Annotated in this window: 17 protein-coding genes; 10 read left to right on the top strand and 7 right to left on the bottom strand. The window is 41.7% G+C overall.

Translation table 11 applies throughout. From position 1 onward, the window contains the following. Window positions 1-87: 87 nt before the first annotated feature. Window positions 88-1641: a phosphoethanolamine transferase gene (locus EL121_RS00505; RefSeq protein ID WP_039196958.1), complete on the bottom strand. Its 1554-nt coding sequence runs from the start codon at window positions 1639-1641 to the stop codon at window positions 88-90. 109 nt (window positions 1642-1750) lie between these two features. On the opposite strand from EL121_RS00505, the gene pyrH reads away from it, so the two are divergent. Both pyrH and frr read left to right on the top strand, forming a co-directional pair. After that, the gene (pyrH, locus tag EL121_RS00500) at window positions 1751-2464 is read left to right on the top strand and encodes a UMP kinase (RefSeq protein ID WP_014991578.1); all 714 of its coding nucleotides are present in this window, start codon (window positions 1751-1753) and stop codon (window positions 2462-2464) included. Between the two features lie 216 nt (window positions 2465-2680). Beyond that, window positions 2681-3238 carry a ribosome recycling factor gene (frr, locus tag EL121_RS00495; RefSeq protein WP_014991577.1) on the top strand — a complete coding sequence of 186 codons (558 nt, stop codon included), beginning with the start codon at window positions 2681-2683 and terminating at the stop codon, window positions 3236-3238. Window positions 3239-3315: 77 nt separating this feature from the next. Here the strand turns inward: frr and pdxR are convergent, their stop codons facing one another. After that, complete coding sequence (gene pdxR / locus EL121_RS00490; RefSeq protein WP_231554690.1) at window positions 3316-4704, bottom strand: MocR-like pyridoxine biosynthesis transcription factor PdxR; 1389 nt, start codon at window positions 4702-4704, stop codon at window positions 3316-3318. A gap of 99 nt (window positions 4705-4803) precedes the next feature. Between pdxR and pdxS the strand changes: the two genes are divergently transcribed. Both pdxS and pdxT read left to right on the top strand, forming a co-directional pair. Further along, window positions 4804-5691 (top strand): pyridoxal 5'-phosphate synthase lyase subunit PdxS, encoded by an 888-nt coding sequence (gene pdxS, locus EL121_RS00485; protein ID WP_039196954.1) that lies wholly within the window; start codon window positions 4804-4806, stop codon window positions 5689-5691. Continuing rightward, on the top strand, window positions 5691-6266 hold the full coding sequence (gene pdxT / locus EL121_RS00480) for a pyridoxal 5'-phosphate synthase glutaminase subunit PdxT (protein WP_039196953.1): 576 nt from the start codon (window positions 5691-5693) through the stop codon (window positions 6264-6266). Before pdxS ends, pdxT begins: the two co-directional genes overlap by 1 nt. A 72-nt stretch (window positions 6267-6338) precedes the next feature. On the opposite strand, the gene tadA is transcribed toward pdxT, so the two are convergent. From tadA to pnp, 4 genes are all read right to left on the bottom strand, one after another. Next, on the bottom strand, window positions 6339-6863 hold the full coding sequence (tadA, locus tag EL121_RS00475; protein WP_052190386.1) for a tRNA adenosine(34) deaminase TadA: 525 nt from the start codon (window positions 6861-6863) through the stop codon (window positions 6339-6341). A 63-nt stretch (window positions 6864-6926) separates the two neighbouring features. After that, the gene (locus tag EL121_RS00470) at window positions 6927-8786 is read right to left on the bottom strand and encodes a DEAD/DEAH box helicase (RefSeq protein WP_039196952.1); all 1860 of its coding nucleotides are present in this window, start codon (window positions 8784-8786) and stop codon (window positions 6927-6929) included. A gap of 229 nt (window positions 8787-9015) precedes the next feature. Further along, the gene (gene nlpI, locus EL121_RS00465) at window positions 9016-9954 is read right to left on the bottom strand and encodes a lipoprotein NlpI (RefSeq protein WP_039196951.1); all 939 of its coding nucleotides are present in this window, start codon (window positions 9952-9954) and stop codon (window positions 9016-9018) included. A 64-nt stretch (window positions 9955-10018) separates the two neighbouring features. Further along, the gene (gene pnp, locus EL121_RS00460; protein WP_039196949.1) at window positions 10019-12160 is read right to left on the bottom strand and encodes a polyribonucleotide nucleotidyltransferase; all 2142 of its coding nucleotides are present in this window, start codon (window positions 12158-12160) and stop codon (window positions 10019-10021) included. Window positions 12161-12441: 281 nt separating this feature from the next. Between pnp and parC the strand changes: the two genes are divergently transcribed. The 5 genes from parC (at window position 12442) to EL121_RS00430 (ending at window position 22714) form a co-directional block, all read left to right on the top strand. Then, window positions 12442-14688: a DNA topoisomerase IV subunit A gene (gene parC / locus EL121_RS00455; RefSeq protein ID WP_039196948.1), complete on the top strand. Its 2247-nt coding sequence runs from the start codon at window positions 12442-12444 to the stop codon at window positions 14686-14688. Window positions 14689-14827: 139 nt separating this feature from the next. After that, window positions 14828-16159 carry a chromosome partition protein MukF gene (gene mukF, locus EL121_RS00445; protein ID WP_039196947.1) on the top strand — a complete coding sequence of 444 codons (1332 nt, stop codon included), beginning with the start codon at window positions 14828-14830 and terminating at the stop codon, window positions 16157-16159. Between the two features lie 78 nt (window positions 16160-16237). Further along, window positions 16238-16951 (top strand): chromosome partition protein MukE, encoded by a 714-nt coding sequence (mukE, locus tag EL121_RS00440; protein ID WP_039196946.1) that lies wholly within the window; start codon window positions 16238-16240, stop codon window positions 16949-16951. Between the two features lie 20 nt (window positions 16952-16971). Beyond that, a complete protein-coding gene (gene mukB, locus EL121_RS00435; RefSeq protein WP_039196945.1) occupies window positions 16972-21462 on the top strand; it encodes a chromosome partition protein MukB in 4491 nt (1496 codons plus the stop codon). Window positions 21463-21538: 76 nt separating this feature from the next. Further along, complete coding sequence (locus tag EL121_RS00430; protein ID WP_039196944.1) at window positions 21539-22714, top strand: sugar transporter; 1176 nt, start codon at window positions 21539-21541, stop codon at window positions 22712-22714. Between the two features lie 54 nt (window positions 22715-22768). Here the strand turns inward: EL121_RS00430 and acnB are convergent, their stop codons facing one another. After that, the gene (gene acnB, locus EL121_RS00425) at window positions 22769-25375 is read right to left on the bottom strand and encodes a bifunctional aconitate hydratase 2/2-methylisocitrate dehydratase (protein ID WP_039196942.1); all 2607 of its coding nucleotides are present in this window, start codon (window positions 25373-25375) and stop codon (window positions 22769-22771) included. A gap of 119 nt (window positions 25376-25494) precedes the next feature. Between acnB and EL121_RS00420 the strand changes: the two genes are divergently transcribed. Further along, window positions 25495-26235 carry a GntR family transcriptional regulator gene (locus EL121_RS00420; RefSeq protein WP_039196941.1) on the top strand — a complete coding sequence of 247 codons (741 nt, stop codon included), beginning with the start codon at window positions 25495-25497 and terminating at the stop codon, window positions 26233-26235. The last annotated feature ends 112 nt before the right edge of the window (window positions 26236-26347 follow it).

Raw genomic sequence — 26347 nt, 5'->3', positions numbered from 1 at the left:
GTTTCTATCTACCAATTGGTTAAGCGGTCATATTTGCTGAAATTTTTGCAAATTTTTTGCTAAAAATGACCGCTTGTTATCAGCTAACTATTTGGTTGGAATTACAATCGCCGGATCGGCTTTTGCCGGAATCTTTTCAATTACTTGCTTCAGTCCGTAATCGTCTTTATCACTTTGATTGCTAAACAAATCCGCTTGCGGATTTAATTTCTCATTAGCAATACCAATCCATTTACCGATACCGTCAGTAAAGTTTAAACCGGATTTAAATACTTTATAAACGTGGCGTTCGGTATCATCACTTGAAATTTTAAATAACGGCACGTCAAAGTGTAGCTTGCCTTGTGCGGTATTTAAAATATGGATGCCTTTATCGTCTTCACTATGAATTAAACCGTGGTCAGAAAAGTAAACCATGGAGAAACTTCTGCCGGTTTTCGCTTTATTTTGGTTTAACTCGTTATACAGTTTTTCCAGTAATTCATCGGTTTTCTTCATCGAAGAAAGATAACAGTTTACGTTGTGATATTTTTGCGCAATTTTGGCATCATCAAAGATTTTTGGGTAATCGGTTAGGCGATCACAGGTAATCGGATGTGAACCATATAAATGTACTGCAATAAAGCGCTTGCCTTGTGCCGCTTGCGAAATCACTTGGCTGAATTTCGGCAGTAATGCGAAATCACTGATATTTTGGCTAAATGAATCGCCCGATTTGAGGAAGATTTTCTCATCACTTTTGTTTGCCAGTGAAGAAATCGGCGTATCAAAACGTCCTAAATAGCCTTGGTTGGAAATCCAGTAAGTTTTAATGCCGGCGGATTTCACCAGTTCAACCAAATTTAAGCGATAATTGCCTTCCCAAGTTTGAGTATTCGGCTTGGTGAGTAATAATTTGAGTGACGAAATGGTATTGGTTCCGCCGGCGGTGAATCCGTCAATTAGCGTGCCTTTCGCTTTACTCATAAACGGCGTATTTTCAACCGGATAGCCGTAAGCATGATGATAATCTTTACGGGCGCTTTCACCGATAACTAACACGTAATCATCATATTTTGAATCGCTAGAAAGTGTGGAGTTGCCCCATTCGGAAGGAATCGCGGTACTGTTATTTAGCGTTTCTAATTCCTGTTTTACCTTCATACTTTCACTAAAAAATTCGTGAAAGAATTTGAATGGCGCAAGGCTAAACAGCGAAATCACTAATGAACTAATAATAAATGTACGATTGTTCAAGAAATTAATCTGATGCTGTTTGGTAATTTTTCTGAAAAAAACGACTGCTAGCAAAATAGCGATAGCAATCAAATAGTTGCTGATCGGTAACTGAGTGAGAAATTCTCGTCCTTCTAATAAATCAGTTGCAAATAATGAAGCAATATACTGATAAGACGGCGCACCGAAAGATAAGCCGATTGGCGTATATAGCATATAACCGATAGTAATCGGCAATAATAATGCGTAGTACGAGATCTTCGAACTCCCGAGCGCAATAATTAAAATGACGGCGCATAGTATTTCAATAAGATTAGGAGTAGGGAAGAAACCGGATCCTTTTAGCATAAAGTAGCCGGAAAAGATCGCCAATAAGAGAGCAATAAAGGTGTATATGACTTGTTGTTTTGTTAATTTCTGTGTCATTTGCTATTCCAAGAAGTAAATATAATCGGTTGCTATTTCCTGATTAAACAGGATGGTCTATAATAGCGTAATTTTGTTTTTAGTCCATATAGCATAAGAGGCAATTAAAATGAGTAAACCAATCTACAACCGTATTTTATTAAAGTTAAGTGGTGAAGCGCTACAAGGTGATGAAGGTTTCGGCATCGATCCGTCAATTTTGGATCGTATGGCGTTAGAAATAAAAGAATTAGTAGAAATGGGCGTAGAAGTTGGCGTTGTGCTTGGTGGCGGTAACTTATTCCGTGGCGCAAAATTAGCGAAAGCGGGTATGAACCGTGTTGTGGGCGACCATATGGGCATGCTTGCAACCGTAATGAACGGTTTAGCAATGCGTGATGCGTTACACCGTGCGGATGTAAACGCAAAATTAATGTCTGCATTCCAATTAAACGGTATTTGCGATACTTATAACTGGTCTGAAGCGATCAAAATGTTACGTGAAAAACGTGTGGTGATTTTCTCTGCCGGTACAGGTAGCCCATTCTTTACCACAGACTCAGCGGCGTGTTTACGTGGTATCGAAATTGAAGCGGATGTGGTATTAAAAGCAACTAAAGTTGACGGTGTATATGATAAAGATCCGGCTAAATTTGCCGATGCGAAACTTTACAACCAATTAAGCTATGCGGAAGTTATCGACCAAGAGTTACAAGTAATGGACTTAGCGGCATTTACGTTAGCGCGTGACCACAGTATGCCGATTCGTGTATTCAATATGGTTAAACCGGGCGCATTAAAACAAGTGGTAACCGGTACAACTGAAGGTACGATCATTTCTTAATTATCTGAATGATCTACAAACGGTCTGTTTTCTTTAATGATTTACAAATTAAAGAAAGCAGACCGTTTTTTATTGTCGTTAATTTGTGAATGAATGTCTGAAATAGCTGAACAGTTATTTAACCGCACGAGAAATTTGGTGTTAGGGCTATGAAAATGAAAGGGATTTAGGTAGAATTGACAAGTTTATTGACTCAAATATTGAAAGGAACAACAAATGATCAACGAAATTAAAAAAGATGCGCAAGATCGTATGGAAAAGAGCTTAGAAGCGTTAAAAAGCCATATTTCTAAAATTCGTACCGGTCGTGCACAACCAAGCCTTTTAGACGGTATCCAAGTAGAATATTACGGTTCTGCAACACCACTTCGTCAAGTAGCAAACGTGGTTGCGGAAGATGCGCGTACATTAGCGGTAAACGTATTTGACCGTTCTTTAATTAGCGCAGTAGAAAAAGCGATTTTAACGTCTGATTTAGGTTTAAACCCTTCATCAGCCGGTGCAACAATCCGTGTTCCACTTCCACCATTAACAGAAGAACGTCGTCGTGATTTAATCAAAATCGTAAAAGGCGAAGGCGAGCAAGGTAAAATTGCAATCCGTAACGTACGTCGTGATGCAAATGACCAAATCAAAGCGTTATTAAAAGACAAAGAAATCAGTGAAGACGAAGAGCGTAAAGCACAAGATGAAATCCAAAAAATCACTGACGGCTATGTGAAAAAAGTTGATGAAGTATTAGCGGCAAAAGAAAAAGAATTATTAGATTTCTAATCTTTGCGCAATGAAGCAAAAGGCACGTGGTTACGTGCCTTTATTTTTGCAAAAGAATCGCTAAATTTGACCGCTTGTTAGCAAGCAATATCCCAACAATGCAACAACTTATCTAATCCCTTCCGAAGCTGTTCTTCTGACAAATGCCCGAAGCCTAAACTAAATAATCTGCGTTGCTGATGATGAATCGGATAGACCTTAATTTTCTGTGCTTTTGCCAGTTCAACTAATTGATCTAATGTTCTGGTTTCGTTTAATAATTCGATCAGCAAATAGAAGCCGGAATGTTCACCATAATATTTAATTTGTTTAGTATGGGGCGAGAGTAGCTCACACAATAACTCCATTTTACGGCGGTACACTTTACGCATTCGGTTAATGTGCTTTTCAAATTCACCGGACTGAATAAATTTGGCTAAACGTTGCTGTTCTAAGCGAGAGACCGAGGCATTAAAAAATTCACAATATTGCTGATATTTGCTCAATAAATTGCGAGGTAACACTAAAAACGTAATCCGTAGTGAGGGCATTAATAGTTTAGAAAATGATCCTAAATAGATCACTTTATCTTGTCGGTCTAAACTTTGTAACGAGGGAATCGGTTTGCCGGTGTAACGGAACTCACTATCGTAGTCATCCTCAATAATATAACGTCCGTCTTGTGCTGCCGCCCATTCGAGTAATTGTTGGCGTTGGCCAATCGTTAAAATATGACCGAATGGATATAAATGCGAAGGAGTCAGATATGCCACGTTAATTTGGTTCTGTTCCAAAAAAGGTATATCCAGTTGATAATTTTCCGAACTAAACGGCATTTTAAAAATTGGCTTTTGATAGAGATTCAATAATTTTTCTACAGTAGGATAACCGTAAGATTCCATCGCCCAATTCATAGTCGGATTGAGCTGCTGAAATAATAAGATTAATTGCTGTAAGCAGCTTTCTACTCCCGCACCGATCACGATTTGTTCCGGTTCGCAATTTACCCCGCGTGAGGCCAATAAATATTGAGAGATCTGTTGACGTAAATTGAGATCGCCTTGCTTGTCACCCATATTTAAAAAATCTTTATTTGTCCAATTGGCACACTTTTTCCAACGGTTTAATGGAAAAGATTGGCTATCGATTTTATTTGAGTTGAAATCGATCTCATACTCTGTAGAAGCGGTTGAATTGACAAAATTTTTTACGATATTAGCACTCGGATAAGCTAACTCCGCCTGAAAGCAGACAAAAAAACCGCTGCGAGGTTTGGATTCAATATAACCTTCCGCTAACAATTGTGCATAGGCACTTTCCACCGTGTTTTGGCTGATTTGTAAGTGTTCGCAGAGGTGACGTTTAGATGGCAATTTATCGCCAAGTTGCAATTCTTGGCTATAAATAGACCGCTTGATTTGCTGATAAAGTTGTAAATAAAGCGGAGTAGCTTGTTGTTTATTGAGTAGATAGCTTAATTTTTTCACTTCTGACCTCATTAATATTTATTAAATTGATTCTTTTAATCATATCTGTTTGAAATAAAAATAGCCACCGTTTTTCACATCAATCAAAAGGAAATTAATATGGCTAAAATTTTAGGTTCGGATCTGGTTAAACGCGGAATGGCACAAATGCAAAAAGGCGGGGTCATTATGGATGTAGTGAATGCGGAACAAGCTCGTATCGCAGAAGCTGCCGGTGCGGTTGCCGTTATGGCGTTGGAACGTGTACCTTCTGATATTCGTGCAGCGGGTGGGGTAGCGAGAATGGCGAATCCGACGATTGTACGTGAAGTGATGGACGCGGTATCCATTCCGGTAATGGCAAAGGCTCGTATCGGGCATATTGTTGAGGCGAGAGTGCTGGAAGCAATGGGCGTAGATTATATCGACGAAAGTGAGGTATTAACGCCGGCAGATGAAGAGTTTCACTTATTAAAAAGCGAATATACCGTACCTTTTGTGTGCGGTTGCCGAGATTTAGGCGAAGCACTGCGCCGTATTGGAGAAGGCGCTTCGATGTTGCGTACTAAGGGTGAACCGGGAACGGGAAATGTGGTGGAAGCGGTACGTCACTTACGCAAGGTTAATGCGCAATTACGCAAAGTGATTAATATGAGTCATGATGAACTGATGACTGAAGCTAAACAATTAGGTGCACCGTTTGAATTATTGCTACAAATCAAAACGCTAGGCAAATTACCGGTGGTGAATTTTGCGGCAGGCGGAATTGCCACACCGGCAGATGCCGCCTTGATGATGGAACTCGGTGCAGACGGCGTATTTGTCGGATCAGGTATTTTTAAATCCGAAAATCCGGAAAAGTTTGCAAAAGCGATTGTAGAAGCTACCACTCATTATCAAGATTATGACTTAATTGCCCGCCTTTCAGCAGATTTAGGTGAACCGATGAGAGGCTTGGAGATCAGCAAATTAGCGGCACAAGATCGTATGCAAGAGCGTGGTTGGTAATGAAAGATTATACAAAATATACTGTAGGCGTATTAGCACTACAGGGAGCGGTTTCGGAACATATTGCTCAAATAGAGACACTGGGCGCAAAAGCCATTATGGTAAAAACGTTAGCCGAATTGCAGCAAGTTGATGCACTTATATTACCCGGTGGCGAAAGCACCGCAATTGGACGATTACTTCATTCAAGCGGTTTATTTCAGGCTCTACAATCATTTGATAAACCTATCTTAGGCACTTGCGCCGGATTGATTCTATTAGCGAATAAACTTGAAGGCGATAAGCAACCTCATTTGGCGAAAATGGATATTCAAGTTCAACGTAATGCTTTTGGGCGACAGGTTGATAGCTTCCAAGCGGAATTAATGATTAAAGGATTTACCGAACCTTTTCCGGCGGTGTTTATTCGTGCGCCTTATATTAGTGCTGCTGGAAATGAGGTAGAGGTATTGGCGGAATGGCAAGGAAATGTTGTATTTGCCAAGCAAGGTAATTTACTGGCTTGTGCATTTCATCCGGAATTAACTTCAGATAACCGTATTATGGCATTGCTGTTACAACAGATTAAAAGATAGGGTGGTTTGTTGACACACTAGGGACACCGTATAGGTGTCCTTATTCAAGGAATTTGCAAAAAATGCAGAAAATTAGACCGCTTGTTTTTGTTGCTTATGTTCTTTTCGTCGGCGTTGGAAGAATCGGCTGATTTTTTGACTACAGTCTTCAGCTAATACACCGCCTCGAATTTCAAGGAAATGATTCATTTTGTAATCTTCAAAAAGATGATACCTGGAACCTACAGCACCGGTTTTATAATCGCTCGCACCGAACACTAAACGATGTATTCGTCCATGTAAAATCGCACCGGCACACATGGTACAAGGTTCTAAAGTCACGTAAAGCGTACAATTTAGTAATCGGTAATTATTTTGCTCTTTGCCCGCTTGTCGAATAGCGAGCATTTCCGCATGTGCACTAGGATCAGAAAGTTGGATAACTTGGTTCCAACCCTCACCGATAATATTTCCTTCGCTATCCACTAGCACAGCACCAACCGGAATTTCACCTATGGTTTCTGCACGATCTGCTAATTCCAATGCGTATCGCATGAAATAAATATCTTGCTCTGAAATGGCTAGCGAGCATAGGGTTGTTTGAGGTTTAATAAACATAAAGGTAAAAGATTTTAATAAGCAAAATGCCCCAAAACTTGGGGCATTAATTAACCGAGTAAATTAGTCGCGACGACCACGACCTTTGTCATTGAAACGTTTTTCTTTAAAACCGCTTTTTTTACGGTCATTAAAGCCACCTTCACGACGGTCTGAACGTCCGCCGCGATCAGAACGACGGTCATTGCGGTCATTTCTATCGCTACGGCGACCACCGCCACGGCGTTCTTCAAACGGTTGACTATTCACACCGCCTGCAGGGCCTAATAAAGACATTTGCATTTGTTTATTTAGCACGCGTGCTTTTTGTGCAAAGTGTTGCACGATGTGATTCGGCATGCCTTGTGGTAACTCAATCGTAGAGTAAGTATCGTGCAGTTTAATGTGACCGATATAACGGCTGCTAATATCACCTTCATTAGCGATAGCGCCTACGATATGACGTACTTCCACACCGTCTTCACGACCTAATTCGATACGATATAAATCCATCGCTACACCGTTATTTTCACGGTGTTCACGGCCGCCGCGACGTTCATCACGTCCACCACGACGATCGTCACGGTCTCTGCGACCACGTTCGCTACGTGCTGCACGAATTTCCGGATCTGGCGGAAGAATTAATTTTTGTTTCTCTTGAAGCATCATCATCATTGCTGCTGCCAATTCTTCATGGTCTTGATCAGCAGTGAATAAATCTTCAAGTAATTCACGGTATTTCTCTAAATCGTGGTGTTCTAACTGTGCTGAAACACGTGCTTTGAATTTCTCGCGACGTTTTTCCATTAGAATCTCATGATTTGGAATCGCAACTTCATCGATCGGTTTTTTCATTAAATGTTCGATATTACGAAGTAAACGGCGCTCACGAGGTTCTACGAATAATAATGCACGACCAGAACGACCTGCACGACCGGTACGACCGATACGGTGAACATAAGATTCCGCGTCTAACGGAATATCGAAGTTCACTACAAGGCTGATACGTTCGATATCGATACCACGAGCTGCCACGTCGGTTGCCACTAAGATATCTAAACGACCTGATTTTAATTTTTCTAACGTTTGCTCACGCGCTTGTTGAGTCATATCACCGTTTAATGCCGCCGCACGGTAGCCGTTGCGTTCACATAATTCAGTAATATCAATTGTGCCGGTTTTGGTACGAGTAAAGATAATTGCTGCATCAAATTCTTCTACTTCTAAGAAACGTAGTAACGCATCATTTTTACGGAAGCCGTTTACTAACCAGTAGCTTTGTGTGATATCCGGTGCAGAACGTTGGGTCGCTTGAATTTTAACTTCTTGCGGATCTTTCATAAAGCGACGAGTGATACGACGAATCGGCTCTGGCATCGTAGCAGAGAATAACGCAGTTTGGTGATTTTCCGGTAATTCCGCCATCACGGTTTCAACGTCGTCAATAAAGCCCATACGAAGCATTTCATCCGCTTCATCTAATACGATAGATTGAAGTGCAGATAGGTCTAATGTGCCACGACGAATATGGTCAAGAATACGACCCGGAGTACCAACAACAACTTGCGAACCTTGTTTTAGTGCACGTAATTGAATGTCATAACGTTGACCACCGTAAACGGTTACAACACGCACGCCTTTCATATTTTTAGTAAATTGTTCGCACGCATCTGCTACTTGGATTGCTAATTCACGAGTTGGTGCCATCACTAACATTTGTGGGTGGCGTTGTGTCGGATCAATTTGTGCAAGTAACGGTAAAGAGAATGCCGCTGTTTTACCACTACCGGTTTGTGCCATACCAAGTACGTCACGACCAGCTAATAAATGTGGGATTGTTTCTTGTTGAATTGGCGATGGGTTTACAAAGCCGATTTCATTTACTGCGTCAAGGATTGATTGTGGAAGACCTAAGTCTGCGAAAGTTAAAGAATTAGTTGTCATAAAAAACCATAAGTAATGGATAATGGACTTAACATAGATAATTTAATTATGGATTACAATGCATAACAAATTATCTCAAGATCCATTATCAATTGATAATAAATTGTTGAGTTTAGGAAAGAAAAAATAAAGTAATGAAGCAAATCAGATGCTTTTAACAATTTGTCCCAAAGAGTACAAGCGGTCTGTTTTTACAAAAAATTTGCAAAATTAGACCGCTTAAATCGTCCTAATTATTCCCAACAACGGGAGTAATTTGAGCTGCTGCGCTATTACTACGTAGCTGAGAAAGCTCAAATAAGGCAAAACGATACTCAACAAAGTTAAACACTTGATTTGCAAGAGAGAGACGGAAAAGCGTGGTTGCTTCGTCCGTTTTATTTAGTTTGAGTTGTTGTTTTGCTAGATAAAAATACGTTTCGGTTAGAATTTCCGCATAAGAAGCAGTATTTGGTTGCGCTTCTTTTTCTATTCTATCACGAAGTTGTCCAAGAGTTAACTCCCCTAAGAAATAATGTACCACATTTGTTCCCCAAAAATCTGGAGATAATGATTTGGCACGAGCAATTAGATTTGCTTTGGCTTCATTAGGTTTGAGTTCTAACTCATTGAAATATAACCATAATGCACGATATGGATCTTGCTTTTCTTCTTCATAAAAACGCAATAAATCACGTTCTGCTTCCGAATAACGGCCACTATAATAAAAAGCTAAACCACGGTTTAAGTAGGTATAATTATAGTTTGGATCAAGTTCTAATACGGCATTGAAGGCATCAATAGCGCTGTCGTAATCATCTTCAAGTAACAGATATAAACCCATATAGTTATAAGCTGCAGCCATTTTTTGGCTGAGGCCGATAGCCTGGGCAAAATCATAACGAGCAAGGGACCATAAACCTAAGCTGTCATAGAGTACACCTCGTTCAAAATGAAGATCTGCACGTTCGGCAGGGCTTAATTTTGCTTCTTGTAATACCTGTGTTAAACGAACAACCATCACTTCTTGTTCAAAGCGTAATTGTGGGTTTAATTCGGCTAATGCTAAATGATTTGACGAAACCATTTCTGAAATATTGCGATTGACGCAACCGGTCAGAAATAAGAATGTGAAAAGATTGAACATTAAGAAGCGAATATGAAACACTTTAAATATCAGTGAAAACATTAGATAAGCAGCCTTTGAGAAAATATCTACCCTCTGCTAAAGAGGGTAGATTGTGTGAGTGCTATTAGATCTCAGCTTGTTGTTCTTGAGGTTGAGCTTCAGTTTCTTCTGCTGGTGTTGCAGCATCATTGTTGATGTCTTTCATCGTTAAACGAATACGGTTTTGACGATCGATTTCAACCACTTTTACAGTTACTTCTTGACCTACGCTTAAGTAGTCGGCAACACGTTCAACACGTTCATTCGTAATTTGTGAAATATGCACTAAGCCTTCTTTGCCACCTAAGATAGAAACAAATGCACCGAAGTCTACAACACGAGTAACTTTACCTTTGTAGATTGCATTTACTTCAACTTCTGCAACGATATCTTCAATACGAGCCATTACAATTTTCGCCGCATTATTATCGGTTGCTGCAATTTTCACTGTACCGTCGTCATCAATATCAATTGAAGTGCCGGTTTCTTCCGTTAATGCGCGAATTACCGCACCACCTTTACCGATAACATCTTTTATTTTCTTCGGATCAATTTTCATTGTGTGGATACGAGGCGCAAAATCAGAAATGTCTGCACGAGGTGCCGGAATTGCTTGTTCCATTACGCCAAGGATGTGCATACGAGCACCTTTCGCTTGGTTTAATGCAATACGCATAATTTCCGGTGTAATACCTTCGATTTTAATGTCCATTTGAAGCGCAGTTACACCTTCACGAGTACCGGCTACTTTAAAGTCCATATCACCTAAGTGGTCTTCATCACCTAAGATATCTGAAAGTACGACGAATTTTTCTTCTTCTTTTACTAAGCCCATTGCGATACCCGCAACAGCCGCTTTAATTGGCACGCCGGCATCCATTAATGCTAAAGATGCACCACATACAGAAGCCATTGAAGAAGAACCGTTTGATTCGGTAATTTCAGAAACCACACGTACTACATATGGGAATTCTTCAGCTGTCGGCATTACTGCTAACACACCACGTTTCGCTAAACGACCGTGACCGATTTCACGACGTTTTGGTGAACCGATCATACCTGTTTCACCTACAGAATACGGAGGGAAGTTATAGTGGAATAAGAAACGATCTGATTTCTCACCGGTTAATTCGTCAATAATTTGTGCGTCACGCTCAGTACCTAAAGTTGCAACCGCTAATGCTTGCGTTTCACCACGGGTGAAGATTGCAGAACCGTGAGTACGAGGTAAAACCCCAGTGCAAATATCTAATGCACGAACAGTATCTACGGTACGACCGTCAATACGCGGTTCACCTGCAAGGATACGACCACGAACTACAGAACTTTCTAAAGCGGTAATGATATCAACGATTGCACCTTCAGAAATCGTTTCGTCTTGTGCGGTTAATTGTGCGATAACGTCCGCTTTAATTGTATCGATTTGTTCGTAACGCGCTTGTTTTTCAGTGATACGGTATGCGTCACCGATACGAGCTTCCGCTAATGCTTTAACTTGATTGATTAATGCCGTATTTGGCTCCGGAGCAACCCAATCCCAACGTGGTTTACCCGCTTCTTTTACGAATTCTTTGATATTTTCAATCACAACTTGTTGTTGCTGATGACCGAATACTACCGCAGATAACATTTGTTCTTCAGAAAGAATGTCCGCTTCAGATTCAACCATTAATACCGCTTTATCCGTACCGGCAACCACTAAATCTAAACGGCTTTGTTTTTGTTCTGAAATAGTTGGGTTAAGTACGAATTGGTCATTAATGAAACCAACACGTGCTGCACCGATAGGGCCGTTGAAAGGTACGCCTGATAATGAGAGGGCAGCTGATGCACCGATCATTGCCACTAAATCCGGGCTAATTTGAGGGTTTACAGAAACAACTGTTGCAACAACTTGGATTTCGTTGAAAAAGCCTTCTGGGAAAAGTGGGCGAATAGGACGGTCAATTAAACGAGCGATTAATGTTTCGCCTTCAGACGGACGGCCTTCACGTTTGAAGAAACCACCCGGAATACGACCAGCCGCATAAGTACGTTCTTGATAGTTAACGGTTAATGGGAAGAAATCTTGGCCTTCTTTTACATCTTTTTTAGCCACTACAGTAACGAATACGGTCGTATCGTCCATACTTGCCATAACTGCCGCCGTTGCTTGGCGAGCGATAGCACCTGTTTCTAATGTTACGGTATGTTGACCGTATTTAAATTGCTTAACAATTGGATTCATTTTTGAAATTCCTTAATTTATTTTTTAATCGTTTCGTTTTATTTCTTTAAATTGCGACTAGCAAAAACTCTCTGGGTGCTAACAAACAGTTTTTGATAGCCGCCTCTCTAAAACCAAGAAATAAAACGAATCCATTATACAGAAAAATTTATAGAAAATCGTTAATTATTTTAGCGGTGGTTAGATTTTTACAAAATCCTAGCGCTTATAATTTTTAAGGTGGACAGATATCCATAAATCATAGAAAATAAGCGGTCTTTTTTACTAAATTATTTGCAAAAATGAGTACAGAAATTAATTACGAAGGCGTTGAACAAATGCCGATTAAGCGTTTCACCGAAGACGCTTACCTCAACTATTCGATGTACGTCATTATGGACCGTGCTTTGCCATTTATTGGCGATGGTTTAAAACCCGTACAACGCCGTATTATTTATGCGATGTCCGAATTAGGCTTAAATGCTTCGGCAAAATATAAAAAATCTGCGCGTACGGTCGGGGACGTGTTAGGTAAATTCCACCCGCATGGTGACAGCGCTTGTTATGAAGCGATGGTACTAATGGCACAGCCGTTTTCTTACCGCTATCCATTGATTGACGGACAAGGAAACTGGGGTGCACCTGACGATCCGAAATCTTTCGCTGCAATGCGTTATACCGAATCAAAACTGTCGAAAATGGCAGAGGTATTACTGGGCGAATTAGGACAAGGTACGGTTGATTATCAGCCGAATTTTGACGGCTCGCTTGAAGAGCCGAAATATTTACCGGCACGCTTACCGCATATTTTGCTGAACGGTACGATGGGGATTGCGGTCGGTATGGCAACCGATATTCCGCCGCACAATATCAATGAGTTAGCCGAAGCAAGTGTGATGTTATTGGAAAATCCGAAAGCAAGTCTTGCCGAGTTAATGACGGTGGTACAAGGCCCGGATTATCCGACCGAAGCGGAAATTATTACCCCTAAGGTCGATATTGCCAAAATGTATGAGCAAGGTAAAGGCTCAATCAAAATGCGTGCGGTATGGAAAAAAGAAGACGGAGAAATTGTGATTTCGGCATTGCCGCATCAAGCTTCGCCGTCAAAAATTATTGAACAAATCGCCACCCAAATGCGTAATAAAAAATTGCCGATGGTGGATGATATTCGTGATGAATCGGATCACGAAAACCCAATTCGTATAGTGATTGTACCTCGTTCAAATCGTATTGATTTTGAAGCGTTAATGGATCATCTATTTGCCACGACCGATCTTGAGAAAAGCTATCGAGTCAATATGAATATGATCGGGCTGGATGGTAAACCAGCGGTAAAAAATCTGCAAACAATTTTAACCGAATGGTTAGCATTTCGCCGTACTACGGTAACTCGCCGTTTAAGTTACCGTTTAGATAAAATTTTAAACCGTTTGCATATTTTAGACGGTTTGATGATCGCTTTCCTCAATATTGATGAAGTGATTGAAATTATCCGCAATGAAGATGAACCGAAAACAGCATTAATGGCTCGTTTTAATTTGAGCGAAGTACAAGCTGAAGCAATTTTAAATTTACGTTTACGTCATTTGGCAAAACTGGAAGAACATGAATTGCAGGCGGAAAAATCACAGCTTGAAAAAGAGCGTGATGAATTACAATTAACGCTTGGTTCGGAACGCCGTTTAAATACGTTGATCAAAAAAGAAATTCAGGCGGATGCAAAAGCGTTCGCCAGCCCACGCCGCTCACCGCTCGTTGAACGTGCTGAAGCAAAAGCAATTTCTGAAAGTGATTTAACGCCAACTGAAGATGTTACGGTGATTCTATCGGAAAAAGGCTGGGTACGCTGTGCGAAAGGGCATGATATTGACGTACAAGGATTAAGTTATCGTGCCGGTGACGGTTATCTTGCGCATGCGCACGGTAGAAGTAACCAGCCAGTCGTATTCCTTGATAGCACGGGGCGAGCTTATGCGCTTGATCCGACTTCGCTACCATCGGCACGTTCTCAAGGCGAACCGCTCACCGGTAAGATTACTTTGCCGGAAGGGGCAACCGTTCAGCAAGTATTAATGGCGAACTCGGAAACTAAAGTCCTGATGGCATCAGATTCCGGCTATGGCTTTATTTGTAGCTTTGAAGATTTAGTTTCTCGCAATAAAGCGGGTAAAGCAGTGATTTCTTTAACCGAAAATGCCAAAGTGCTGCCACCGCAATTAATTGATAATGAAGCTGAACTTTCGCTTGTTGCAATGAGTAGCGTCGGACGAATGTTAGTATTCCCGATCACCGAATTGCCACAGCTTTCGAAAGGTAAAGGGAATAAGATTATCAATATTTCCGCACAGGCGGCAAAAGAAGGTAATGAATTGCTTGCCCGTTTATTACTGGTTAAACCGATACAATCGTTAGTGTTTGTTTCCGGCAAACGCAAAATCACCCTTAAACCGAGTGATATTGATAATTATCGTGGTGAACGTGCAAGAAAAGGTTCTCAACTTGTAAGAGGCCTAAGCGCGACTTCGACAGTGGAAATTGTAGACTAATTATTTCCTCATCAGACAAGCGGTCAAATTTCGTAAAAACTTTGCGGAATTTGATCGCTTCTTTTTTTGATTTCATTCCTATTTGATTCACATTCCTGTACAATAAACGCCATTTTTCATCAACAAACGACAAATCTGTATGCAAAACGAATTGGCACAGACAATCCCAGAACTGATCAACTGGACGAAAGAGCGAGAATTCTCTCTTTCACTCTCTTCTGATCGCCTTGCCTTTCTCTTGGCGATTTCCATTTACAATAACGAACAAACGGACGGAGAACTTTTAGAAAGCGATCTTGTTGATCTTTTCCGTTATGTTTCGGAAGCATTCGACCAATCGGAAGCCACCCTTACACAACGTGCCAATAATGCGATTAACGATTTAGTTAAACAACGTTTTCTTAACCGTTTCTCCAGCGAATTTACCGAAGGTTTAGCCATTTATCGTATCACTCCGTTAGGTGTCGGCGTGGCGGATTATTACGTGCGCCAGCGAGAGTTTTCCACCTTACGTTTATCCATTCAGCTTTCGATTGTAGCGGACGAGATTCAGCGTGCTTCATCGGCGGCGGAAGAGGGCGGTGATGAGCGTTTTTGGCGTAATAACGTGTTTGCACCGCTTAAATATTCGGTCGCGGAAATTTTCGACAGTATCGATCTTTCTCAGCGTATGATGGATGAAAACCAACATCAAATTCGTGAGCGAATTGCCGAGCTATTAAGTCAAAATTGGCATGAAGCGATTCTTAGTTGTGAACAGTTACTGGATGAAACCTCGGGTAATTTGCGTGAGTTACAAGACACGCTTAATGCGGCAGGTGACAAGTTACAGGCGCAATTACTGCGTATTCAAAGCTGCTTGATTGGGCGTGATGATTTGGATTTTGTCGATCAACTGATAGTCAATCTGCAAAACAAATTAGACCGCATTATTAGCTGGGGACAACAAGCGATTGACCTTTGGATCGGTTATGATCGCCATGTTCACAAATTTATTCGTACGGCGATTGATATGGATAAAAACCGTGTATTCGGTCAGCGTTTACGCCAATCTATTCAAGATTATTTCAATGCACCTTGGTTACTTTATACTGCGAAAGCGGAATCGTTATTAGATCTACGTGATGATGATATGATGCTAAATGAAGCGGAAGCGGTCGGTGAATTACCAAGTGAGTTAGAGTATGAATCGCTTTCGGATGTTCAAGAACAAATTATCAGCGTAATGCAAGCGCATTTAGCGCCATTTAGAGCGGAAGGTAAACCAATCGATCTCGGTGCGGTATTACGTGAGCAACTGGCACTTTATCCGCAATCTCGCCATTTTGATGTGGCACGAATTATTGTGGATCAAGCGGTAAAACTCGGTATGGCAAGCCTCGATAGCCAAGCGGTTTATCCTGAGTGGCAAGCAATTAATGATAAGGGTGCGGAAGTTCAGGCGAACGTAATCGACCAATATAACAAATAGTAGGGTGGGCATTTTGCCCACCATTGGAAAAACAGAAAGTTTAATGGTAGGCAAATGCCTGCCCTACGAGAGTAAAATATGACAGAGCAAATTCAAGACGTTATTTCTCAAAAATTGGCAGTGGCAATTGCCAACCCGATTTTCCCGGAGCTAGACAGCCAACTTCGTGCCGGTCGCCATATTAATACGGAACAGCTGGATGAACACGCTTTTTTAATGGACTTCCAAGCCGAGTTAGAAAGTTTTTACCGTCGTTATCACGTGGAATTAATTCGTGCGCCGGAAGGCTTTTTCTACTTACGCCCGAAAGCATCAACTTTAATTGCTCGTTCGGCAATGTCGGAAATGGAAATGTTAGTGGGTAAAGTACTTTGCTATCTTTACCTCAGTCCGGAGCGTTTAGCGCAACAAGGCATTTTTAGCCAAGATGATGTATATGAAGAGCTGATGAATCTCGCTGATGAAAGCAAATTACTCAAGGCGGTGAATCCGCGTTCGACCGGTTCTGACTTAGATAAAGCAAAATTAGCCGAGAAAGTTGGTGGTGCGTTACGCCGTTTGGCACGTATCGGTATCATTACTCGTATTGGTGAGCAAAACAGCAAGAAATTTGTGATCTCGGAATCGGTGTTCCGTTTCGGTGCGGATGTCCGAGTGGGGGATGATCCGCGAGAAGCGCAATTACGCTTAATTCGTGACGGTGAAGCGACAACACCGGCAATTTTAGCGGAACAAGCGGTCGAATTTGCAGAAAATTCTGCAACTGACGAATTAGAAGATGAAACAGAATAACGGCTAACGAGATAAAGCAAATGACAGATACAAACGAATTATTTGAAGATCAAACCACTGCGTTGCAAAATTCTGCACCAATCGCACCGCTTGCAAATCCTCAACATACAGTGAGCCGTGGTAAATTCCGTTCGCTTACGTTAATTAACTGGAACGGTTTTTTTGCGCGCACCTTCGATTTAGACGAGTTAGTGACCACGCTTTCGGGCGGTAATGGTGCGGGTAAATCCACCACAATGGCGGGTTTTGTAACTGCTTTGATCCCCGATCTTACTCTATTAAACTTCCGTAATACGACAGAAGCCGGTTCAACCTCAAGCTCTCGTGATAAAGGTTTATACGGGAAATTAAAAGCCGGTGTGTGTTATGCAGTATTAGAGTCGTTGAACTCTCGTGGACAACGTGTAATTACCGGTGTGCGGTTACAACAAGTAGCAGGGCGTGACAAAAAAGTGGATATTCGCTCGTTCTCGTTACAAAACGTGCCGATGAGTGATTCAATCATTAGTGTACTGACGGAACAAGTCGGTGAAAAAGCGCGTGTATTGCCGTTAGCGGATTTAAAAGACAAATTTGATGGTTCGGAAGTGGTATTTAAACAATATCACTCGATTACTGATTACCATAGTTTTATGTTCGATTTAGGTGTGATTCCTAAACGTTTACGTTCTTCGGCAGATCGCAGCAAATTCTATAAATTAATCGAAGCGTCGCTTTACGGTGGTATTTCAAGTGTGATTACCAAATCGTTACGTGACTATTTATTACCGGAAAACACCGGCGTTCGCCAAGCGTTCCAAGATATGGAATCGGCATTACGTGAAAACCGTATGACGTTAGAAGCGATTAAGGTTACGCAATCTGATCGTGATATGTTTAAACACTTGATCACCGAATCGACTAACTACGTTTCTGCCGACTATATGCGTAATGCAAATGAGCGCCGTGGTAACGTACAAATTGCGTTAGAACAACGCCGTGCGTGGTATGAATCGAAATCGAAACTTGAGTTAGAACAGCAACGTTTAATCGAATTTAGCCGTGAAGTAGCGGATATTTCAGAAAACGAAAGTGGCTTAGAAGCGGAATATAATTCAGCGAACGATCATTTAAATTTAGTGATGAATGCGCTTCGTCACCAAGAAAAAATCGAACGTTATCAAGATGAAGTTGCGGAACTCAATGAAAAGTTAGAAGAGCAACAAATTGCGTTGGAAGAAGTTTCCGAACAAGTGGAAACTGCACAAGCAAGAGCGGATGATGCTGATGAGCAAGTGGAAGAATTACGCTCACAAATGGCGGATTATCAGCAAGCGTTAGATGCTCAGCAAACACGTGCGTTGCAATATCAACAGGCGATTGCCGCATTAGAAAAAGCGAAACAACTTTGTGGCTTACCGCATTTAGATCTCCATAATGTAGAAGATTATCATGCCGAGTTTGCCGCACAGGCGGACGATTTAACCGATCAAGTCTTCGAACTGGAGCAGCGTTTATCCGTTTCAGATATGGCGAAAACGCAGTTCGAAAAAGCTTATGAATTAGTTTGCAAAATTTCCGGTGAAATTGACCGCTCTGAAGCATGGAATGAAGCGAGAAGTTTGCTAACAGCGTTTACCGATCAAAAAATGCAGGCTACACAAGCGGTCGCTTTGCGTCAAAAACTTGCAGATTTGGAACAGCGCTTACACCAGCAACAAAATGCGGAACGTCTATTAGCTGAATTTAATCAAAAAGCACAAACGCAATTTGAGACAGCGGAAGAATTAGAAGGCTACTTCGAACAGCAACAAGCTCGCCTTGAAGATGTGGAAGCGGAATTAGCGGAATTTGTTGAAGTGCGTTCGACTCAGCGTCAGCAACGTGAACAGCTTAATCAGCAATATAACCAACTAGCGAAAACCGCACCGGCATGGCATACGGCGCAATCCGCATTAGCACGTTTAGAAGAGCAATGTGGTGAAAAATTTGAAACCAGCCAGTCAGTAATGCAGTTTATGCAAAATATGCTGACTAAAGAGCGTGAAGCAACCTTAGCTCGTGATGAATTGGCTCGCAGAGAAGCAGCGTTAGATGCACAGATTACTCGTTTAAGTCAGCCGGACGGTTCGGACGATGTTCGTTTAAATCAATTGGCGGAACGTTTTGGCGGCGTGTTGCTTTCTGAATTATATGATGATGTTTCAATTGATGATGCACCGTATTTCTCAGCACTTTACGGTGAAGCTCGTCACGCTATCGTGGTACGTGATTTAGAAAGCGTTAAAGCACAATTAGAAAAATTAGACGATTGCCCGACCGATCTTTATTTGATCGAAGGTGACCCGTCAGCATTTGATGATGCGGTATTTACTGCAGAAGAATTGGCCGAAGGTGTGGTGGTCAAAGTATCTGATCGCCAATGGCGTTATTCTAAGTTCCCGGAAGTGCCGTTATTCGGCCGTGCGGCACGTGAGAAACATTTAGAAACGTTAAAAGCCGAGCGTGATGAAGTTAGCGAACAACATGCGGAACGTGCCTTTGACGTACAAAAATGTCAGCGTTTACATCAGCATTTAAGTCAGTTTGTCGGTACGCATTTAAATTTAGCCTTCCAGCCGAATCCGGAAGAGCAAATGCAAGAAATTGCGGCGGAACGTACTGAAATCGAACGTGAACTTAACCAAGCAGCAGGCAACGAACAGCAATTGCGTACTCAATTAGATTCAGCAAAAGCGAAATTGCAAATGTTGAATAAAATTCTACCGCTTGTTAGCTTGTTAGAAGATGAAACGCTCGCTGATCGTGCCGAAGAATGTCGTGCACAGTTGGATGAAGCGGAAGAAGATGAACAGTTTGTTCGCCAATTCGGTAATTACTTAACTCAATTAGAACCGATTGCTGCGAGCTTGAAGAGCGATCCGGCGAAGTTTGAGCAGTTGGAGCAAGATTACCAACAAGCTAAAGCGGAGCAAAAACAAGTTCAACAAAAAGTTTTTGCACTGTCTGATGTGATTCAACGTCGTGTGCATTTTAGCTATGAAGAAGCGATCGGTTCGGAAGGATCTGCATTAACCGAACAATTACGAGCTCGTTTAGAGAGCGCACAACGTGAACGTGAGCAAGCTCGTGATCAATTACGTCAAGCACAAGCGCAATTTACTCAATACAACCAAGTTTTAACCGGTTTACGCAGTTCGTGTGATGCGAAAACACAAATGTTGCAAGAGCTGATTCGTGAAATTGATGACTTAGGTGTACGTGGTGATATCGGTGCGGAAGAGCGTGCAAGAGCCCGCCGTGACGAATTACAACAACGTTTAAGTCAACAACGTTCTCGTAAAGGTTATTTAGATAAACAATTAGGTACGATTGAAGCGGAAATTGATAATTTAACTCGTACGCTACGTAAAGCGGAACGTGATTACCACACACAACGTGAGTTAGTGGTACAAGCGAAAGTCAGCTGGTGTTTAGTACTTAAACTTTCGCGTAACAGCGATGTGGAAAAACGTCTGAATCGTCGTGAGTTAGCCTATCAATCGGCGGAAGAATTACGCTCTATTTCCGATAAAGCGTTAGGTGCTTTACGTACCGCTGTGGCGGATAACGAATACCTCCGAGATAGTCTACGTGCTTCGGAAGATAGCCGTAAGCCGGAAAATAAAGTTGCGTTCTTTATTGCGGTTTATCAGCACTTACGTGAGCGTATTCGTCAAGATATTATCAAAACCGATGATCCGATTGATGCGATTGAACAAATGGAAATCGAGTTATCTCGTTTAACTAACGAATTAACCAGCCGTGAGAAAAAATTAGCAATCAGTGCGGAATCTGTGGCAAATATCTTGCGTAAAACGATTCAACGTGAACAAAACCGTATCTTGCAGCTTAACCAAGGGCTACAAAATATTGCCTTCGGTCAGGTGAAAGGGGTGCGTTTAGTCGTGAATATTCGTGATACGCACGCAATCCTACTTAACGCATTGAGCAATGGTAGAGAAGAGCATAAAGACTTATTTGACAGCCAAAAACTCAGCTTCTCAGAAGCGTTGGCAATGTTGTATAAACGTGTGAATCCGCATATCGATATGGGACAACGTACGCCACAAACGATCGGTGAAGAGTTATTAGATTACCGTAACTATTTAGATCTTGAAGTGGAAACCTTCCGTGGCGCAGACGGTTGGATGCGAGCGGAAAGTAGCTCGCTTTCAACCGGTGAGGCGATCGGTACCGGTATGTCCATCCTGTTAATGGTGGTACAAAGCTGGGAAGAAGAATCTCGCCGTATGCGTGCGAAAGATATTCTACCGAGCCGCTTATTATTCCTTGATGAAGCGGCACGTTTGGATGCAACTTCAATCAATACCTTGTTTGAATTGTGCGAACGTTTAGATATGCAGTTATTGATTGCCGCACCGGAAAATATCAGCCCGGAACGTGGTACGACTTATAAATTGGTGCGTAAAATTACCAATAACCAAGAGTATGTACACGTGGTCGGATTGAAAGGGTTTGGGCAACACTAAAGCATAAACTTACAAGCGGTCAGAAATTGCAAAAAAATTGCAAAATCTGACCGCTTAATTTTTTTAGGAAGATAATATGATAACCAGAAAAGAACAGCGCAGGCTTTCATTTTTACGTGTATTTGCATTTTCACTGTCCGCATTTATTTTTAATACTACAGAGTTTATTCCTGTGGCGTTGTTATCGGATATTGCGGCGAGTTTTAGTATGGAAACGGCAACAACCGGCTTAATGATCACTGCTTATGCATGGGTGGTGTTTCTTGCTTCTTTACCTTTTATGCTGCTTACCGCAAAAGTAGAACGAAAGCGTTTGTTGCTCGTGTTGTTTGCGGTATTTATTGTGTGTCATGCGATTTCTTATTTTGCCACCAGCTTTGCTATGTTGTTGGTGTCTCGAATTGGGATTGCACTCACACACGCTATTTTCTGGTCAATAACCGCTTCGCTGGTGATTCGTGTTGCACCGAAAGATAAGAAACAACAGGCGCTAGGGCTATTAGCGTTAGGTAGCTCATTGGCGATGATTCTCGGTTTGCCGTTAGGGCGAATGATCGGGCAAGCGTTCGGTTGGCGTGAAACGTTTGCCCTGATTGGCATTATTGCGTTGGGTATTATGCTGATTATGTGGAAATTATTACCGCATTTACCAAGTAAAAATTCTGGATCATTAGCCAGTTTACCGATTTTAATCAAGCGTCCGATGTTAATCGGTATCTATTTGCTCACGGTGGTCGTGATCTCTGGGCATTTTACCGGCTATAGTTATATTGAACCGTTTATGGTGAAGATCAGCCAAATGAGTGAGCAAACCGGTACGGCAATTTTATTGGTGTTCGGCTTAGCCGGTGTGGTGGCAAGTTTCTTATTCGGACGTTTATATCCGAAAGCACCGAAGAAATTTATCATCGTTAATATGGTACTCATTATGTTAATGCAACTGTGTTTATTGCCATTTAGCGATCATATTGCAGCAATGTTCGGCATTGTGTTTATTTGGGGGATTGGCATTACCGCCATGAGTATCGCATTGCAAATGCAAGTGTTGGATCTCGCACCGGATGCAACCGATGTAGCAACGGCAATCTATTCAGGTATTTATAATGTTGGGATCGGTGGCGGCGCATTAATCGGTAGTCAAGTGATTCAGCATATCGGCTTACCTTATATCGGATTAATTGGTAGCGGATTAGCAGGGATTGCGATCTTGTGGTTTGTATTTATTTCGCTACGCTATCGAGTGATCAAATAATCGTTTAGAAGGCAAATAAAAAGTGGGCTAATCGCCCACTTTTTTTGTTTTCGCTTAGAGAGCGGTTTGGAAAATTACACTTTCCGCTTTTTGTACATAATTTGGTAGCTGATCAAAATTGAGGTAACGATAAACTTCATTGTATTGTTCATCGAGCGTTGCAACTGCTTCCAAATATTCTTGCGGTGATGGTAAACGCCCTAAAATCGCTGCGACAGACGCAAGTTCTGCGGAAGCGAGATAGACGTTTGCACCTTGTCCTAAACGGTTAGGGAAGTTTCGAGTTGAGGTTGAAACCACTGAGGAGTTTGGACGCACACGAGCTTGGTTACCCATGCAGAGCGAGCAACCCGGCATTTCGGTGCGTGCACCGGAACGTCCGTAGATATTGTAGTAACCTTCTTCGGATAAGCGAGTTGCATCCATTTTGGTCGGCGGAGCAAGCCATAAACGAGTATTGATCTCACCACTCACCTGGCTGAGTAATTTACCTGCGGCACGGAAGTGACCGATATTGGTCATACAAGAACCGATAAACACTTCATCAATTTTATTACCTTGTACTTCAGATAATAAACGCGCATCATCAGGATCATTCGGTACACATAAAATCGGCTCTTTGATCTCATCTAAATTGATTTCGATGATTTCAGCGTATTCCGCATCACTATCGGCTTCTAACATTTCCGGGGTTGCTAACCACGCTTCCATTGCTTTAATACGATTTTCAAGAGCTTGTGCATCGCTATAGCCGTCAGCAATCATTGTTTTCAGTAATACTACGTTTGAACGTAAATATTCTTCAATTGATGCTTGGCTTAACTTAATTGTACAAGCTGCTGCCGAACGCTCTGCAGTCGCATCGGAAAGTTCAAATGCTTGTTCTGCGGTGAGGTGTTCCAAACCTTCGATTTCAAGAATTCGACCAGAGAAAACATTTTTCTTATTCGCTTTTTCCACAGTGAGTAAGCCTTTTTGGATAGCGTAATAAGGAATTGCATGGACTAAATCACGTAATGTAATGCCTTTTTGCATCGTGCCAGTAAAGCGAACTAACACGGATTCCGGCATGTCAAGTGGCATCATTCCTGTTGCTGCGGCAAAAGCCACTAAACCGGAACCGGCAGGGAAAGAGATCCCGATCGGGAAACGAGTATGCGAGTCACCACCGGTACCAACAGTAAACGGCATTAACATACGGTTTAGCCAAGAGTGAATAACACCGTCCCCCGGACGTAATGCGATACCGCCACGGCTTGTGATAAATTCCGGTAATGTTTGATGAGTAATCACGTCACTTGGTTTCGGATATGGTGCGGTATGGCAGAATGATTGCATGACAAGCGGTGCCGAGAATCTTAAGCACGCAAGATCTTTTAATTCGTCACGGGTCATTGTGCCGGTTGTATCTTGCGAACCTACGGAAGTCATTGCCGGTTCACAATATTGCCCTGCACGTACCCCTTTTACGCCGCAAGCTTTACCTACCATTTTCTGCGCTAGAGTATAACCTTTGCCAGAGTCAGCAACTTCAGCAAGTTTGGCAAATACATCACTTTCCGCTAAGCCAAGTTCCGCACGTGCTTTAGCGGTTAGGCTACGGCCGATAATTAACGGAATTCGACCACCAGCGCGTACTTCATCTAACAACACATTGGTTTTATATGAGAAGGTGGTAATCACTTCATCCGAATTATGTTTGCATACTTTGCCTGCATACGGGTAAAGATCGATTATGTCACCCATATTTAACGTAGTAACATCTAATTCAATTGGTAATGCACCGGAGTCTTCAGCCGTATTAAAGAAAATCGGTGCAATTTTGCCACCAAGCACAAAACCGCCGGTACGTTTATTCGGAATATACGGAATATCGGTACCCATATGCCATAACACAGAGTTAGCAGCGGATTTACGTGATGAACCTGTACCTACCACATCACCGACGTACACTAATGGAAAACCTTTTTCTTTTAAGGTAGCTAATTGTTTTAATGGACCAACAACACCTTCTTGATCCGGCTCAATGCCTTCACGTTTCATTTTTAGCATCGCATTGGCATGCAACGGGATATCAGAACGGCACCAAGCATCTTGCGCCGGAGAAAGATCGTCCGTGTTGGTTTCTCCAAGTACTTTAAATACCGTCAGTGTGATTTTTTCTGCAAGTGTCGGACGAGAAGTAAACCATTCGGCGTCTGCCCAAGATTGGATAACTTGTTTAGCGTAAGCATTACCTTGTTGTGCTTTAGCAGCGATATCTTTGAAACTATCAAAAATGAGGAGTGTATGAGATAAGGCTTGTACGGCAAGCGGCGCTAATTTAGCATTGTCTAATAAGTCGATTAAAGGTGCTACATTATAGCCACCGCTCATTGTGCCAAGCAATTTTACTGCATGTTCAGGAGAAATAAGTGGGCTAGTTATGTTACCATTAGCGACGTTCGTGAGAAATTCAGCTTTAACTTTGGCGGCATCGTCCACACCGGCAGGAATTCGTGTTTCAAATAATTCAAGAAGTTCGGCTTCTTTGCCGGCAATCGGTGATTGTAACAATTCGATTAACTGTACGGTTTGTTGAGCATCCAATGCTTTTGGTACAATCCCTATTGCCGCACGTTCGGCAACGTGTTCATAATATGTTTGAAGAAAATTAGACATGATTGTCACCCCACAATAAATTAGAAATAGAAGAAACCTATAAACATATAGATGACTATATGTCGAAACACTACTTATTTTTCGGTAGTGAGTCAATTGATTTTAAGAGAAAAATATAAATGTTTAACTATGATCAAAAATATGTCGATTTAAATAAAATTCCCCGTTATCTACAAATTAAATACGAATTGCAAAGATTTTTAGCCGAAAATAATTGGAGCTTTGAGAAAGCGATTCCTAGTGAACAAGAACTGGCGGCAACTTATGAGGTATCCATTGGAACCGTACGTAAAGCGGTTGAAGGCTTGGTGGAAGAAGGGGTGCTGATTAAGCATCAAGGTAAGGGGACTTTCTTAAAACATCCTGCATTTGTTGAGTCATCGATTGTGCGATTCTATCTACGTAATGCCAAAGAAGGGAAGCCGGAAACGCCAATCGGTGAAGTTAAATGCATTAAAAGTGTAAAAGCAAACCCGAAGATTAATCAGCTATTAGGCGAGCCGGTAGAACGAGAGCTTATCTACCTTGAGCGTATCCGCTCCGTAGATAATAAAGTGATTGTGAGCGATAAGATTTGGCTGTCTCCGGAAAAATTTGGTGAATTACTTTCAGTAAAACCGGAGCAATTTGAGAACTTGCTTTATCCGTTTTATTTTAAGAAATGTGGGCAATTAGTCGTCTCGGCAAAGGAGCAAATGACGATTTTATTAAGCCATAGCGATACCTATTTAACGGACGGGCAAGAGAAAACCGTGATTAAAGTGTGTCGTGCAGCGAAAGGATTGGACGGGAGCATTATTGAGTATCGAGAATCTTATGGTCTAGCGGAAGATTTCTACTACGAGACGATTATTACCTAAGAAAGACTTTAAACAAGCGGTCAAATTTTGCAAAAAAAGTGTAAATAATAGAACAATAATGGGCAAAGAGTAATCTTTGCCCTTTTTTATGATTTATCTCAAATTTTTGCGA

It is taken from the genome of Actinobacillus equuli (genome assembly GCF_900636745.1).
Classification (GTDB): Bacteria; Pseudomonadota; Gammaproteobacteria; order Enterobacterales; family Pasteurellaceae; genus Actinobacillus; species Actinobacillus equuli.
This window is presented reverse-complemented; position numbering and strand designations above follow the sequence as displayed.